This window comes from Micromonospora maris AB-18-032, from assembly GCF_000204155.1.
Lineage (GTDB): Bacteria > Actinomycetota > Actinomycetes > Mycobacteriales > Micromonosporaceae > Micromonospora > Micromonospora gifhornensis.
The window spans coordinates 1,760,621-1,773,237 of the sequence record NC_015434.1; the positions used below are offsets into that span (position 1 = coordinate 1,760,621).

The 12,617-nt window shown below is 71.4% G+C and carries 11 protein-coding genes; 8 read left to right on the plus strand and 3 right to left on the minus strand.

Annotated elements, in window-relative coordinates:
* The first annotated feature begins 12 nt into the window (after positions 1-12).
* The 5 genes from VAB18032_RS08120 (at position 13) to VAB18032_RS32040 (ending at position 5,127) form a co-directional block, all read left to right on the plus strand.
* A complete protein-coding gene (locus VAB18032_RS08120; RefSeq protein WP_013732315.1) occupies positions 13-1,302 on the plus strand; it encodes an outer membrane protein assembly factor BamB family protein in 1,290 nt (429 codons plus the stop codon).
* 82 nt (positions 1,303-1,384) lie between these two features.
* Positions 1,385-2,677, plus strand: coding sequence for an outer membrane protein assembly factor BamB family protein (locus VAB18032_RS08125; protein WP_013732316.1), 1,293 nt, complete (start codon positions 1,385-1,387; stop codon positions 2,675-2,677).
* A gap of 130 nt (positions 2,678-2,807) precedes the next feature.
* Positions 2,808-3,476: a response regulator transcription factor gene (locus tag VAB18032_RS08130; protein WP_013732317.1), complete on the plus strand. Its 669-nt coding sequence runs from the start codon at positions 2,808-2,810 to the stop codon at positions 3,474-3,476.
* Positions 3,473-4,660, plus strand: coding sequence for a sensor histidine kinase (locus tag VAB18032_RS08135; RefSeq protein ID WP_013732318.1), 1,188 nt, complete (start codon positions 3,473-3,475; stop codon positions 4,658-4,660). Before VAB18032_RS08130 ends, VAB18032_RS08135 begins: the two co-directional genes overlap by 4 nt.
* An 80-nt stretch (positions 4,661-4,740) precedes the next feature.
* Complete coding sequence (locus VAB18032_RS32040; RefSeq protein WP_043720076.1) at positions 4,741-5,127, plus strand: VOC family protein; 387 nt, start codon at positions 4,741-4,743, stop codon at positions 5,125-5,127.
* Between the two features lie 10 nt (positions 5,128-5,137).
* On the opposite strand, the gene VAB18032_RS08145 is transcribed toward VAB18032_RS32040, so the two are convergent.
* Positions 5,138-5,866 (minus strand): IclR family transcriptional regulator, encoded by a 729-nt coding sequence (locus VAB18032_RS08145; protein ID WP_013732320.1) that lies wholly within the window; start codon positions 5,864-5,866, stop codon positions 5,138-5,140.
* A gap of 127 nt (positions 5,867-5,993) precedes the next feature.
* Here VAB18032_RS08145 and mdlC point away from each other — a divergent pair, with 127 nt between their 5' ends.
* The 3 genes from mdlC (at position 5,994) to VAB18032_RS08160 (ending at position 9,082) form a co-directional block, all read left to right on the plus strand.
* Positions 5,994-7,583, plus strand: coding sequence for a benzoylformate decarboxylase (gene mdlC / locus VAB18032_RS08150; protein WP_013732321.1), 1,590 nt, complete (start codon positions 5,994-5,996; stop codon positions 7,581-7,583).
* 19 nt (positions 7,584-7,602) lie between these two features.
* Positions 7,603-8,694, plus strand: a complete 1,092-nt coding sequence (locus VAB18032_RS08155) for a Glu/Leu/Phe/Val family dehydrogenase (RefSeq protein WP_013732322.1) — start codon at positions 7,603-7,605, stop codon at positions 8,692-8,694.
* Between the two features lie 163 nt (positions 8,695-8,857).
* Positions 8,858-9,082 carry a hypothetical protein gene (locus VAB18032_RS08160; protein WP_013732323.1) on the plus strand — a complete coding sequence of 75 codons (225 nt, stop codon included), beginning with the start codon at positions 8,858-8,860 and terminating at the stop codon, positions 9,080-9,082.
* 172 nt (positions 9,083-9,254) lie between these two features.
* Here VAB18032_RS08160 and VAB18032_RS08165 read toward each other — a convergent pair whose 3' ends face one another.
* A complete protein-coding gene (locus tag VAB18032_RS08165; protein WP_013732324.1) occupies positions 9,255-11,324 on the minus strand; it encodes a 3-hydroxyacyl-CoA dehydrogenase NAD-binding domain-containing protein in 2,070 nt (689 codons plus the stop codon).
* Positions 11,321-12,517 (minus strand): thiolase family protein, encoded by a 1,197-nt coding sequence (locus tag VAB18032_RS08170; RefSeq protein WP_013732325.1) that lies wholly within the window; start codon positions 12,515-12,517, stop codon positions 11,321-11,323. The genes VAB18032_RS08165 and VAB18032_RS08170 overlap by 4 nt, the downstream gene beginning before the upstream one ends.
* Between the last annotated feature and the right edge of the window lie 100 nt (positions 12,518-12,617).

A 12,617-nucleotide genomic window follows, 5' to 3' on the forward strand; every position in this document is an offset into this window, starting at 1 on the left:
GGAGGGGCGAGCGTGACGGTGATCGACCTCGGCGACCGAACCGAGCCGACCGAGCCACGGCGTCGCCGCCGGCGGCCCCCACCTTCCCGCTCGTTCCTGGTGCCGGTGGCGCTGGTCGTGCTGCTGGTCCTGACCGGTGCGGCACCCCCGGCCCCTCGGCTGCAGGCGATCCTGCCGTCGTCGCTGTCCGCCCAGGTGTTCCTCACCGGCGGCGGCCAGATCGTCGCCGTGAAACCGGTGACCGGCGTCGCCGACGGTAGCCAGGAACTGCTCGCCTATCGGCAGCCGGAGCGGGCCACCGGTGCACCGCAGCAGCTCACCGCTCTGTGGCGGACACCCGTCGGGTCCGCTCAGCCCATGGTGGTCGAACGCGTGGACGACTCCGCGTTGGTGTTCTCCCTGACCGGTACGGATGCCGGCGTGCAGACCATGCTGCTGGACAGCCGTACCGGTCAGCTCCGCTGGCGGCAGAACGGGGTCGCGGTGTTCGTCGCCTCGCACCTGATTCTGCTGCAGACCTACGAGAGGCAGGACCTGGACCGGGTCGCCGCGGTCGACGTGGCAAGTGGCCGCGAGCTGTGGTCGGTGTCGTCGAAGGCGTTCTGGCCCTCCTATCACCGGGACCCAGCGGGGATCGATGTCGTGGTGGTCACCACGGTGGACGGCGATGTCGAGGTGCTGGACGCGCGGAGCGGCACGCGGCGAGGCCGTCTCCCCGCCGATGTCGACGATCCGGGCGACCAGCGGTACGCCTCGGTCATCGGTGACCTCGTGGTGGTTCGCAGCTCCGGCGCAGTGGCCGCGTACCAGCTCGACGGTCTGGCCCGGCGATGGCGGACCGACGTGCAGTCGGTCGAGCGGATCTACAGGTGTGGAGCCCTGATCTGTGCGCCGAGTGCCGGATCCGGTGTGCATCTGCTCGACCCGGCGACCGGAGCACTCCGGTGGACCGTCGGCGAGGGCTTCGACGTTCTGCATGCCGGGGACCGACGTGCTCTGGTGGTCGACCACCGGCAGCGCCCGCCAACGGTCGCGACCATCGAGGCGGGAACAGGACGGCCTCGGACCGTCGACGACAGCTGGGATCTGGTGCAAGACTTCGGTGTCGTCGCCTCACATCCGCTCGGGACGCGGTCCATCCCCGACGTGGGCGCGGTGCTGGCCCGGCTCGATCCGGCAGACGGGCAGCCACGCCGCATCGACCTGCTACCTGGTGCGGTCGGCAACTGCCGTCACCGGGACGGCCTGATCGTGTGCCGCCGTCGGGACGGCAATTTCGGGCTGTGGCAGCTGCGTGACTGACCGCAACGCGGCTGGAGTGGCTCGCTTGCCTGCGGCGTTAAGCTCCGGCGACCAGCGAGGTGCGTGGCGGAGAGGGACGAGTGTGACGCTGATCGACCTCGGTGAGCTGACCGAGCCGACTGACCCGCAACCGCCACGCTCGCGGCGTCGCCCCAGCGGTCGGGGGCGACAGTGGCCCCTCGCGCTGGTGGCGTTGGCGGCACTGGTGGGGCTTACCAGCGCCGCACCTCCACCCGTGCGGGTGCACGCGACGGTGCCGGGCGGCCTGGCGGCCGACCTGTTCCTCACCGCGCAGCGCATCTTCACCGTCACCCCGGTCCGCGGGGTGACCGACGGGTCGCGGGAACTCACCGCCTATGCCCGGCCCCGGCGAGCCACTGTCACCCCGCAGCGCCTCGTACCGCTGTGGCGGATGCCGGTGGCACCAGGAATCCGGTTCTTCCGGGTGGAGGACACCGCCGCCGGCGTGCTGTTGTCGCTGGTCCCGTCGCAGGACCTGGGCCGGTCGAGCGAGACCATGCTGCTGGACGCCGCCACCGGGCAGCAGCGCTGGCGCAGCGCCGGGTTCGGCACCCGCGACGCGTCGGGTCGGGTGCTGCTTCAGACGTGGGCCGTTCAGCAGTCGACAACGCTGCGTTCGGTCGAGGTGGCCACCGGCCGTGAGCTGTGGTCCAGGACGTTGCCGCCGTCCTGGGTGGAACACCACCAGCGTGACGGTGTGATCGACGCCATCGTGGTGTCCACCACCGCCGGTGACGTCGAGGTGCTCGACGCCCGGACCGGACAGCTCCGCGACCGGCTGCCCGCCGCCGACAGCACCGGCTACCAGCAGTCGTCGGTGGTCGATGACCTGCTGCTGGTGGTCCGTAACTCGCGGACCATCACCGCCTACGACCTGGCCGGTCTGGTGCCGCGCTGGCAGACCACCGTGCCGCTGGCGGACCACGTGACCAGCTGCGGCGCGCTGCTCTGCGCCAGGGCCAACAGAGGCGGCACGCATGTCATCGACCCGGTGGCCGGAGACGTGCGGTGGAGCACCAGCGAGGATGGTGACCTGCTGCGGGTGACACCGACGAGGGCTCTCGCGCAGTTGGGCGAATCAGGGCTTGTCACGCTCGACGCGGCGACCGGGAGGGTGTTGACCGGGTACGGCTCCTGGGAGACGGTCGCCAGCTACGAGCAGGAGCTCCGGCTGCTCGGCATCCACCTGTTGCCCGAGGTGGGCGCGGTGCTGGCCCGGCTCGACCCGGCGGAGGCACAGCCACGGCGCCTCGACGTGCTTCCCGGTGTCGTCGGCGACTGTCAGAGCCGGTACGACCTGATCGCCTGCCGCCGCCAGAGCGGCGACTTCGGCGTGTGGCAGCTGCCCGACTGAGCGGGCAGGGGCACCTCGACCGCCAGTGCCGACTCGGAAGGATCTCGGCACCACCGACGTGGGGGGGTTGGGGTCGGTTTGGCCAGCAGCGTTAGGTTGTCGAGTTGTCGTCGCCGGGAAGGGGCTGGACATGCGGGTACTGGTGGTCGAGGACGAACGCCACCTCGCCGACGCGATCGCGCGTGGCCTGCGCAAGCGCGGAATGGCGGTGGACGTCGCGTACGACGGCGACAGCGGTCACGAGATGGCCTTCGTCACCCGCTACGACGTGGTGGTGCTCGACCGTGACCTGCCCGGGATGCACGGTGACCAGATCTGCGCGGAGCTGGCCAGCTCGGGCGCGCTGACCCGGGTGCTGATGCTCACCGCCAGCGGCACCGTCGCCGACCGGGTCGAAGGACTGCAACTCGGCGCGGACGACTACCTGCCCAAGCCGTTCGCCTTCGACGAACTGGTCGCCCGGGTGCAGGCGCTGGGCCGCCGGGCCACCCCGGCGGCACCGCCGGTGCTGGAACTGGCCGACCTGGTCGTCGACCCGGCCCGCCGGACCGCCACCCGTGGCGGGGCACCGGTGGAGCTGACCAACAAGGAGTTCGGCGTCCTCTGCGAACTGCTCAAGGCCCGCGGTGCGGTGGTGTCCAGCGAGGAACTGCTGGAGCGGGTCTGGGACGCCAACACCGACCCGTTCACCACAATCGTCCGGGTCACCGTGATGACCCTGCGTCGCAAGCTCGGCGATCCGCCGCTGATCGAGACCGTGGTGGGGGCCGGCTACCGTACCGCCGAGGTGCCGGCGTGACGGGCACCCCGCGGCGGCACCCGCGTCTGCGGCCCACCCTGCGGCTGCGGCTGACCCTGCTCAACGGCGTCCTGCTGGTGGGCGCGGGCGCGATCCTGGTGCTGCTGTCCTGGCTGCTGGTCCGCGACGCGCTGCGGCCCACCGACGAACTGCTGCCCGGCACGACGGTGCTGCTGGCCGACGGGCGTTCCATGGACGCCGCTGCCTGGCAGCGGCAACTTGTCGACTCGGCCTCCGGGGAACTGCTGGCCAAGGGACTGGCCGCATTGCTGGCCATCGGGACGGTCGGGGTGGTCGGGGCGTACGCGGTGGCCGGTCGGGCGCTGCGACCGCTGCACCAGGTCACCGCGACCGCGCGGCGGCTCGGTGAGACCACGCTGGATCAGCGGATCAGCTACTCCGGGGCCAACGACGAGGTGGCCGAGTTGGCCGACACCTTCGACGAGATGCTGGACCGCATCGCCGCCGCCTTCGAGGCCCAGAAACGGTTCGTCGCCAACGCCTCGCACGAACTGCGTACGCCGCTGGCCGTGATGCGTACCGAAATCGACGTGACGCTCAGCGACGACGAAGCGGACGCGGCCGAGTACCGCCGGATGGCCACCGTGGTGCGCGACGCCTCGGAGCGGGCCAACAGCCTGGTCGACGCGCTGCTGGTGCTGGCGCGCAGCGAGGCCCAGACCGGCCGCCGACTGGGCCGGCGTACCGAGTGTGACCTCGCCGCCGGCACCCTCAACGCGTTGTCGGCGGTCCGCCGTGAGGTGGAGCGGATAAAGCTCGACGTGCACACCTCGCTGGAACCGGCACCTGTGGTCGGTGATCCTGGTCTGCTGGACCGCCTGGCCGGCAACCTGATCGAGAACGCGGTCCGCTACAACCACCTGCACGGCCGACTCTGGGTACGCACCGGCTCCGACGGGCAGCGGTCCTGGCTGGTGGTCGGCAACACCGGTTTCGAGGTGGACCAGGCGGACGTACCGGGACTGTTCGAGCCGTTCCGGCGGGGCGGCCGGGAGCGGACCGGGGCGCGCGGGTCGGGGCTCGGCCTGTCCATCGTCCGGGCGGTCTGCGACGCGCACGGCGGCACGGTGACCGCGGTGGCGCAGTCCGGCGGTGGCCTGGAGGTGACGGTCAACCTGCCCGCCGCCGACGCCGCGTCGACGGGGGAGAACCCCGCCCGGTGACCCGGCGCGGGCCGGGTGACCCGCTGCGGCCCGGTGATCCGGCGGCGTAATTCGCTTGATCACGGTGAGAGATTGGGCCCATGACTTCGAGGGTGCGATGGATCGACTTTGACTGTGCCGACCCGTTCGCCATGGCGACCTTCTGGTCCGAGGCGACAGGCATGCGGCACGACCCGGACAACAAGCCGGGCGAGCCGGAATGTGCCCTGCTGTCCGGGGCGGAGATCGCCGAGGGCGGGCTGCTGTTCCAGCGGGTACCGGAGGGCAAGACGGCGAAGAACCGGGTACACCTGGATCTGCAGCCGACCGACCGGACCCGCGACGAGGAGGTCGACCGGCTGCTCGGCCTGGGCGCCGTACTGATCGACGACCAGCGCCGACCCGACGGCACCGGTTGGGCGGTCCTCGCCGACCCGGAGGGCAACGAGTTCTGCGTGGAGCGCAGCGCGGCCGAGCACTCGGCATAACGGGCCTGGCTCACCGCCAGCCCTGGGTGAGGCGGGTGTTGGCCTGGAGGAGTTGCTGGGCGAGGAGGTCGGCGCGCCGTTCGTCGACCCGGTGTGCGGGGGCGGAGATGGTGAGTGCGGCCACGGCGCCCCGGGTGGGGTGGACGACGGCCACGCCGACGGCGTACACACCATCGACGCACTCCTCAAGGTTGGAGGCGTAGCCGCGGGCGCGTACGGCGTCGAGTTCTTTGATCAGTTGGTCGGTCGTGGTGATCGTGGCGGAGGTCAGCGCGGCCAAGATGCGCGGATGCAGCGCCCGGATGTCCTTCGGGCGCATCTGGGCGAGCAGCGCCTTGCCGCCGGCGGTGGTGTACGCGGGTAGCCGGTCGCCGGTGCGGACCCCGACCCGGACGGTCTGGGTGCTCTCCACGCCGTCGAGGAAGACGATGCTGGCGCCCTGCAGGCCGATCAGGTTGACCGTCTCGCGGGTGGTCGCGGCCAGGTCTTCCATGTGTGGGCGGACGGCGGCGACGACGTCCCAGGGGGCCTGTCGGGTGGCGACCTCGTGTGCCGCCGGGCCGAGCCGGTAGCGACGGGAGTCGTCCTGGCGGGCGAAGTCGAACTCCTTGAGCGTGGACAGCAGCCGGTGCGCGGTGGACGGGGCGACCTGCAGGTGCCGGCCGAGGTCCGCCACGCTTACCGACTCCTGGGCGCCGAGATACCGCAGGGCGCGTAGCGCGTTGCCCACCGACTCCATGGCCTGCCTCCCACTGCTCGCCACCGACCAGGGCAGTATTCCGCACAGAGGAACCCTTCTCCCAGACCCTTCTGCATGACGGAAGATCCAGGTCTACTGGTCGCGGTCGAGGGAGAGGAGTTGTGCGGTGGCGAGCGTGCGGGACGTGACCTTCGAGCTGCTGCGGGCGCACGGCCTGACCACCATCTTCGGCAACCCCGGCTCCAACGAGCTGCCGTTCCTGGCCGGCCTGCCGGACGACTTCCGGTACCTCCTCGGCCTGCACGAGGGCGTGGTGCTGGCCATGGCCGACGGGTACGCCCAGGCCCGCCGAGGCCCGGCGCTTGTCAACCTGCACGCGGCAGCCGGCACCGGCAACGCGATGGGCCAGCTGACCAACTCGGTCTACTCGCACAGCCCGCTGGTGGTCACCGCCGGGCAGCAGGTCCGCTCGACCGTCGGCCAGGAGGTGATGCTCGCCAACGTGGACGCCGCCGCGCTGCCCCGGCCGCTGGTGAAGTGGAGCAGCGAGCCGGCCTCCGCCGAGGACGTGCCCCGGACCATCAGCCAGGCGATCCACACCGCCACCCTGGCACCCCAGGGACCGGTGTACGTGTCGGTGCCGTACGACGACTGGCGGGCGGAGTCCTCCGTCGAGGCACGGCACCTGCTGTCCCGTACCACCGTGACCGCCGCGGCGCTGACCACCCCGCAGCTCACCGAGCTTGCCGCGATGCTGGACCGGGCCGAACGGCCGGTGCTGATCCTCGGCCCCGACGTCGACGCGGTCGCCGCGAACGATCATGCCGTGGCGCTCGCCGAAGCCCTGGCCGCCCCGGCCTGGATCGCCCCCTCGGCGTCGCGCTGCCCGTTCCCCACCCGCCACCCCGCCTTCCGTGGCGTGCTGCCGGCCGGGGTCAAGGCGATCAGCGACCTGCTGGCCGGACACGACCTCGTCCTGGTCGTCGGCGCGCCGGTGTTCCGCTACCACCAGTACGACCCGGGCCGGTATCTGTCCGAGGGCACCCGACTGGTGCACCTGACCGTGGATCCGGGCGAAGCCGCCCGCGCGCCGATGGGTGACGCGATCGTCTGCGATCTCGCCGACACCCTCGCCCGGCTGACCGCCGCCGTCACCCTCGGGCGGCGGGCCGCCCTCGTACCGTTGCCGCCCATCCCGGCACCGCGATCCGGCTCGGCGAGCCGGTTGCATCCGGAGGAGGTGTTCGCCGTGCTGCGGGACACCGCTCCGGCCGACACCGTCTGGGTCACCGAATCCACCTCGACCACCGGTGCCTTCTGGGCACAGGCGGACCTGCGCGAACCCGGCAGCTACTACTTCCCCGCCTCCGGCGGCCTCGGCTTCGGGCTGCCCGCGGCCGTCGGGGTGCAGTTGGCCGACCCCGACCGGCAGGTCGTCGCCCTGGTCGGTGACGGGTCGGCCAACTACGGCATCACCGCACTGTGGACCGCCGCCCGCTACCGCATCCCGGTCATCTTCGTCATCCTGCGCAACGGCACCTACGGCGCGCTGCGCTGGTTCGCCCAGGTGCTGGCGGCCGGGGAAGCACCGGGCCTGGACATCCCCGACATCGACTTCACCGCGCTGGCCGCCGGGTACGGCGTCACCGGCGTGACGGTCGCCAGCCGTACGGCACTCGTCGAGGCGGTCACCGACGCCCTAGCTGCCGGGGAACCCCGGCTCATCCAGGTCGACACCGACCTCACCACCCCCTGAACCGCTGAAAGGCAAGCCCATGTCCGCACCCCAGCCGTCCGCCCCGGTGTTCGGCCGTTTCCCCGACTTCCCGCACGAGCAGGTGACCTTCTGCCAGGACCCGGAGACCGGCCTGCGGGCCATTATCGCCATCCACGACAGCACCCTCGGCCCGGCCGTCGGGGGCACCCGGTTCCATCCGTACGCCAGCGAAGCCGAGGCGTTGACCGACGTGCTGCGGCTGTCGCGGGGGATGACCTACAAGAACGCCGTCGCCGGCCTGCCCTGCGGCGGTGCCAAGGCGGTCATCATCGGCGACCCCGACACGATCAAGTCCGAGGCGTTGCTGGAGACCTACGGACGTTTCGTGCAGAGCCTCGGTGGCCGTTACGTCACCGCCGGCGACGTCGGGATCAGCGCCGCCGACCTCGATGTGATCGGCCGGGGCACCGACCACGTCCTCGGGCGCACCACCACCGCCGGCGGGTACGGCGACAGTGGCCCGATGACCGCGTACGGTGCCTTCCACGCCCTGCGTGCCGCCGCTGCCGTCCGGTGGGGGACCGCCGAGCTGGCCGGCCGTACCGTCGGGGTCGAAGGGCTCGGCAAGGTCGGCTACGAACTCGTCCGGCTCCTCGTCGAGGCAGGGGCCACGGTCACCGCCGCCGACATCTCGGCGCCCGCCCGCGAACGCGTCCGACGGGAACTGCCCGCGGTGCTCCTCGCCGAGCGGGTCATCGACGCGCCTGTCGACATCTATGCCCCGTGTGCGCTCGGCGCCACCCTCACCAGCGACTCGGTCCCGACGATCCACGCGGCAGTGGTCTGCGGCGCCGCCAACAACCAACTCGCCACCCCCGAGGTCGAGCAGCAACTCGTCGAGCGCGACATCCTCTGGGTGCCCGACTTCGTCGCCAGCGCCGGTGGGGTCACCACCGGATCGGCCGAGTACCGGCGGATTCCCCTGGAGGAGGTGCCCGCCCAGGTTGCGAAGATCTTCGACACCGTGACCGAGGTGCTCGACCTGGCCCGCAGGCAGGGCATCCTGCCCGGCGCGGCAGCCGAAGACCTCGCCCACAACCGCATCCAGCAGGCCCGAACCGGCCTCAAACCCGGCTACCTGCCCAGCTGACGGACTGCTGTCGGCCCTGGCTGATCGACTCCGTTACGGCGTAATGGCGGTATCCGGCCGGGCGGGTCACCGCCATTACGGCGTAACGTCGAGGCCGTCAGCCATGCCCGACGGCGAGGCCGTCAGGCCTCTCGCGGGTGGGGCAGTTGACCATGGAGGTCCGATGATCCCGGCGCTGATCGTGTTCGGCCTGCTGTTCGGGCGCTGGTGGCGCTCGGCACTCACCCTCGCCGCGCTGGGATGGCCGGTTCTGCTGGTGGCGAGCGGTGTGGAGGAAGTCGGACCGGGCCTGCTCGCCGCGGCCGGGCTGGCCGTACTCAACACCGCCGTCGGCGTGCTGATCCATCAGGGAGTCCTGCTGGTGGTCCGAAGACGACGAACCTCCTGACCGTCACCGAGCGGACCACGGGTTGCCGCCCCACCCGGCACCCGCACGAACACCATTCGGCGCGGGGGCGGCAGCTGACCCCCGGACACCAGGCCGCGGGCGGCCACCAAATGAGATCGCGGTGGCCGCCCCCGGAGGGGCGACCACCGCGATCCGGTGTGCTCGGGTGGGGTCAGCCGGCCAGGCTGGCCACCCCGCGCGGCAGGAACCGCTGGCCGGTCACCCGCTCGCTGGTGCCGGTCCGGTCCAGGTACGGCGTGACGCCGCCCAGGTGGAACGGCCAACCGGCGCCGAGGATCATGCACAGGTCGATGTCCTGCGCCTGCGCCACGACACCCTCGTCGAGCATCAGCCGGATCTCCTGTGCCAGCGCGTCCAGCGCGTTCTGCCGCACCTGCTCCTCGGTGAGCGGCTGGTCGCCGACCACCAGCAGCTTCGCCACCTCGGCGTTGATCTCGTCGTCGACGACGATCGGCTGGCCGGAGTCGGCGATCCGCTTGAGGTTCTCGCTGATGCCGAAGCGCTCCGGGAAGGCGGCGTGCAGGGTGCCGCCCACGTGGTACGCCACGGCCGGGCCGACCAACTGGAGCAGGGCCAGCGGACGCATCGGCAGGCCCAGCGGGTCCACCGCGCGGTTCGCCACCTCCAGCGGGGTGCCCGCGTCCACTGCGGCGAAGATCGCCCCGAGGAAGCGGGTGAGCAGCCGGTTCACCACGAAGGCCGGGGCGTCGGCGACCAGCACCGACGACTTCTTCAGCTGCTTGCCGACCGCGAAGGCGGTGGCCAGCGTGGCGTCGTCGGTGCGCTCGCCCCGGACGATCTCCAGCAGCGGCAGTACGGCCACCGGGTTGAAGAAGTGGAAGCCGACCACCCGCTCCGGGTGCTCCAGTTCCGCCGCCATCGCCGTGATCGACAGCGAGGAGGTGTTCGTCGCCAGCACCGCCTCCGGCTTGACGATCTTCTCCAGCTCGGCCCAGACCTGCTTCTTGACGTTCAGGTCCTCGAAGACCGCCTCGATGACGAAGTCACAGTCAGCAAAAGCCGACTTGTCCACCGAGCCGCTGACCAGGCCGTACAGCTTGGCGGCCGTACCCTTGTCCATTCGGCCCCTGCTGACCTGCTTCTCGATCTGGGTGTGCACGTAGCCCACACCCTTGTCGACCCGCGCCTGGTCCAGGTCGGTCATCACGACCGGCACCTGGAGGCGACGGGCGAACAGCAAGGCCAGCTGGCTGGCCATCAGGCCGGCGCCGACGATGCCCACCTTGGTCACCGGGCGGGCCAGGCCCTTGTCCGGTGCCCCGGCCGGCCGCTTGGCCCGCCGCTGCACCAGGTCGAAGGCGTACAGGCCGCTGCGCAACTCCTCGGAGAAGATCAGGTCGGCCAGGGCCTCGTCCTCGGCGGCGGTGCCGGCGGCGAAGTCGGCGTCCTTCGCCGTCTCCAGCAGATCCAGCGCCTTGTACGCGGACGGGACCGCGCCGTGCAGCCGCTGGTCGAGGGTCTGCCGGGCGAAGTAGAGCACCCCGGCCCACATGTCCTTGTCGACCTCGGGCCGGGTCACCGTGACCTCGCCCCGGACCACGCCGGCGGCCCACTCCAGGGACCGCTCCAGGAAGTCGGCCGGCTCCAGCAGCACGTCGGCGATGCCCAGCTCAGCGGCCTGCTTGGGCTTGAGCATCTTGTTCTGCATGAGCGGGTTCTGAATGATCACCTGGGTGGCCGCCGGGATGCCGATCAGGTTCGGCAGCAGCTGGGTGCCGCCCCAGCCCGGGATCAGACCCAGGGAGACCTCCGGCAGCGCCAGGGCGGCGGCACCGGCGGACAGGGTCCGGTAGTGGCAGTGCAGGGCCAGCTCCAGGCCGCCACCCATCGCCGCGCCGTTGACGAAGGCGAAGGTCGGGATCTGGCTGTCCTTGAGCCGGGCGAAGACCCGGTGGCCCAACTGGCCGATGGCCAGCGCCTGCTCCCGGTCGGCCAGCAGCGGCAGGCTGGTGATGTCCGCGCCGACACAGAAGATGTACGGCTTGCCGGTGACCGCGATGAACGCCGGCTCGGCGGCCAGGGCGGCGCTGATCGCCTCGTCCAGGCTGGCCAGGCCACCGGGGCCGAAGGTGTTCGGCTTGGTGTGGTCGAATCCGTTGTCGAGGGTGATCAGGGCGGCCGGGCGGTCCAGCCCCGGCACGTTCACCTGGCGCAGCAGGGCCCGGGTGACCACCTCGTTCGGTGCGGTGAGCGCGCTCACTTGTCTTCACCCTCCCAGTGCGGGTTCTCCCAGATCACGGTGCCGCCCATGCCGATGCCGATGCACATGGCGGTGAGGCCGTAGCGGACCTCGGGGTGCTCGGCGAACTGCCGGGCGAGCTGGGTCATCAGCCGTACGCCCGAGGAAGCCAGCGGGTGACCGATGGCGATCGCGCCGCCCCACTGGTTGACCCGCGGGTCGTCGTCGGCGATGCCGAAGTGGTCGAGGAAGGCGAGCACCTGTACGGCGAACGCCTCGTTCAGCTCGAACAGGCCGATGTCGTCGATGGTCAGCCCGGCGATGCGCAGGGCCTTCTCCGTCGACGGGATCGGGCCGACGCCCATCACCTCGGGCTCGACGCCGACGAAGCCGTACGACACCAGGCGCATGGCGGCCGGCAGGCCCAGCTCGCGGGCGACGTCCTCGGCGACCAGCAGGCTGGCGGTGGCGCCGTCGTTCAGACCGGCGGCGTTGCCCGCGGTCACCTTGCCGTGCGGGCGGAACGGGGTCTTGAGGCTGCCCAGCTTCTCCAGCGAGGTGTCGCGGGGGGCCTCGTCGGCCGTGGCCAGGCCCCAGCCGCCCTCCTCGTCCCGGATGGCCACCGGCACCAGGTCGTCCTGGAGCTTGCCGTTGGCGTACGCCTTGGCGGTCTTCTGCTGGGAGGCGAGCGCGAAGGCGTCGGTGCGCTCCTTGGTGATGTGCGGCAGCCGGTCGTGCAGGTTCTCCGCGGTGGCGCCCATGACCAGCGCGGACGGGTCGACCAGCTTCTCGGCGACGATGCGCGGGTTGGGGTCGACCCCCTCGCCCATCGGGTGGCGGCCCATGTGCTCGACGCCGCCGGCGATCGCCACGTCGTACGCGCCCACGGCGATGGCGCTGGCGACGCTTGTCACGGCGGTCATCGCTCCGGCGCACATCCGGTCGATGGCGAAGCCGGGGACGCTCTTGGGCAGACCCGCCAGCAGAGCGGCGGTACGGCCGATGGTCAGACCCTGGTCACCGATCTGGGTGGTGGCGGCGATGGCCACCTCCTCGACCCGCTCCGGGGGCAGCTGCGGGTTACGGCGTAGCAGTTCGCGAATGCATCGGATCACCAGGTCGTCGGCGCGGGTGTTGGCGTACATGCCACCCGCCTTGCCGAACGGGGTACGGACGCCGTCGACGAAGACGACATCCCGAACTTCACGGGGCACTGGAGCCTCCTAGCCGGCACTGGCATTTCCCCGAATGCTACCCGCCAGTAACAATCCCTGCCCCACCCCACCCTGTGGCCCAGCCCACACCCCACCCTTC

Excerpts from the sequence above, each read along its gene's own strand:
- VAB18032_RS08130 (WP_013732317.1), top strand. The coding sequence starts at position 2,808 with ATGCGGGTACTGGTGGTCGAGGACGAACGCCACCTCGCCGACGCGATC.
- VAB18032_RS32040 (WP_043720076.1), top strand. The coding sequence starts at position 4,741 with ATGACTTCGAGGGTGCGATGGATCGACTTTGACTGTGCCGACCCGTTC.
- VAB18032_RS08145 (WP_013732320.1), bottom strand. The coding sequence starts at position 5,866 with ATGGAGTCGGTGGGCAACGCGCTACGCGCCCTGCGGTATCTCGGCGCC.
- VAB18032_RS08155 (WP_013732322.1), top strand. The coding sequence starts at position 7,603 with ATGTCCGCACCCCAGCCGTCCGCCCCGGTGTTCGGCCGTTTCCCCGAC.
- VAB18032_RS08160 (WP_013732323.1), top strand. The coding sequence starts at position 8,858 with ATGATCCCGGCGCTGATCGTGTTCGGCCTGCTGTTCGGGCGCTGGTGG.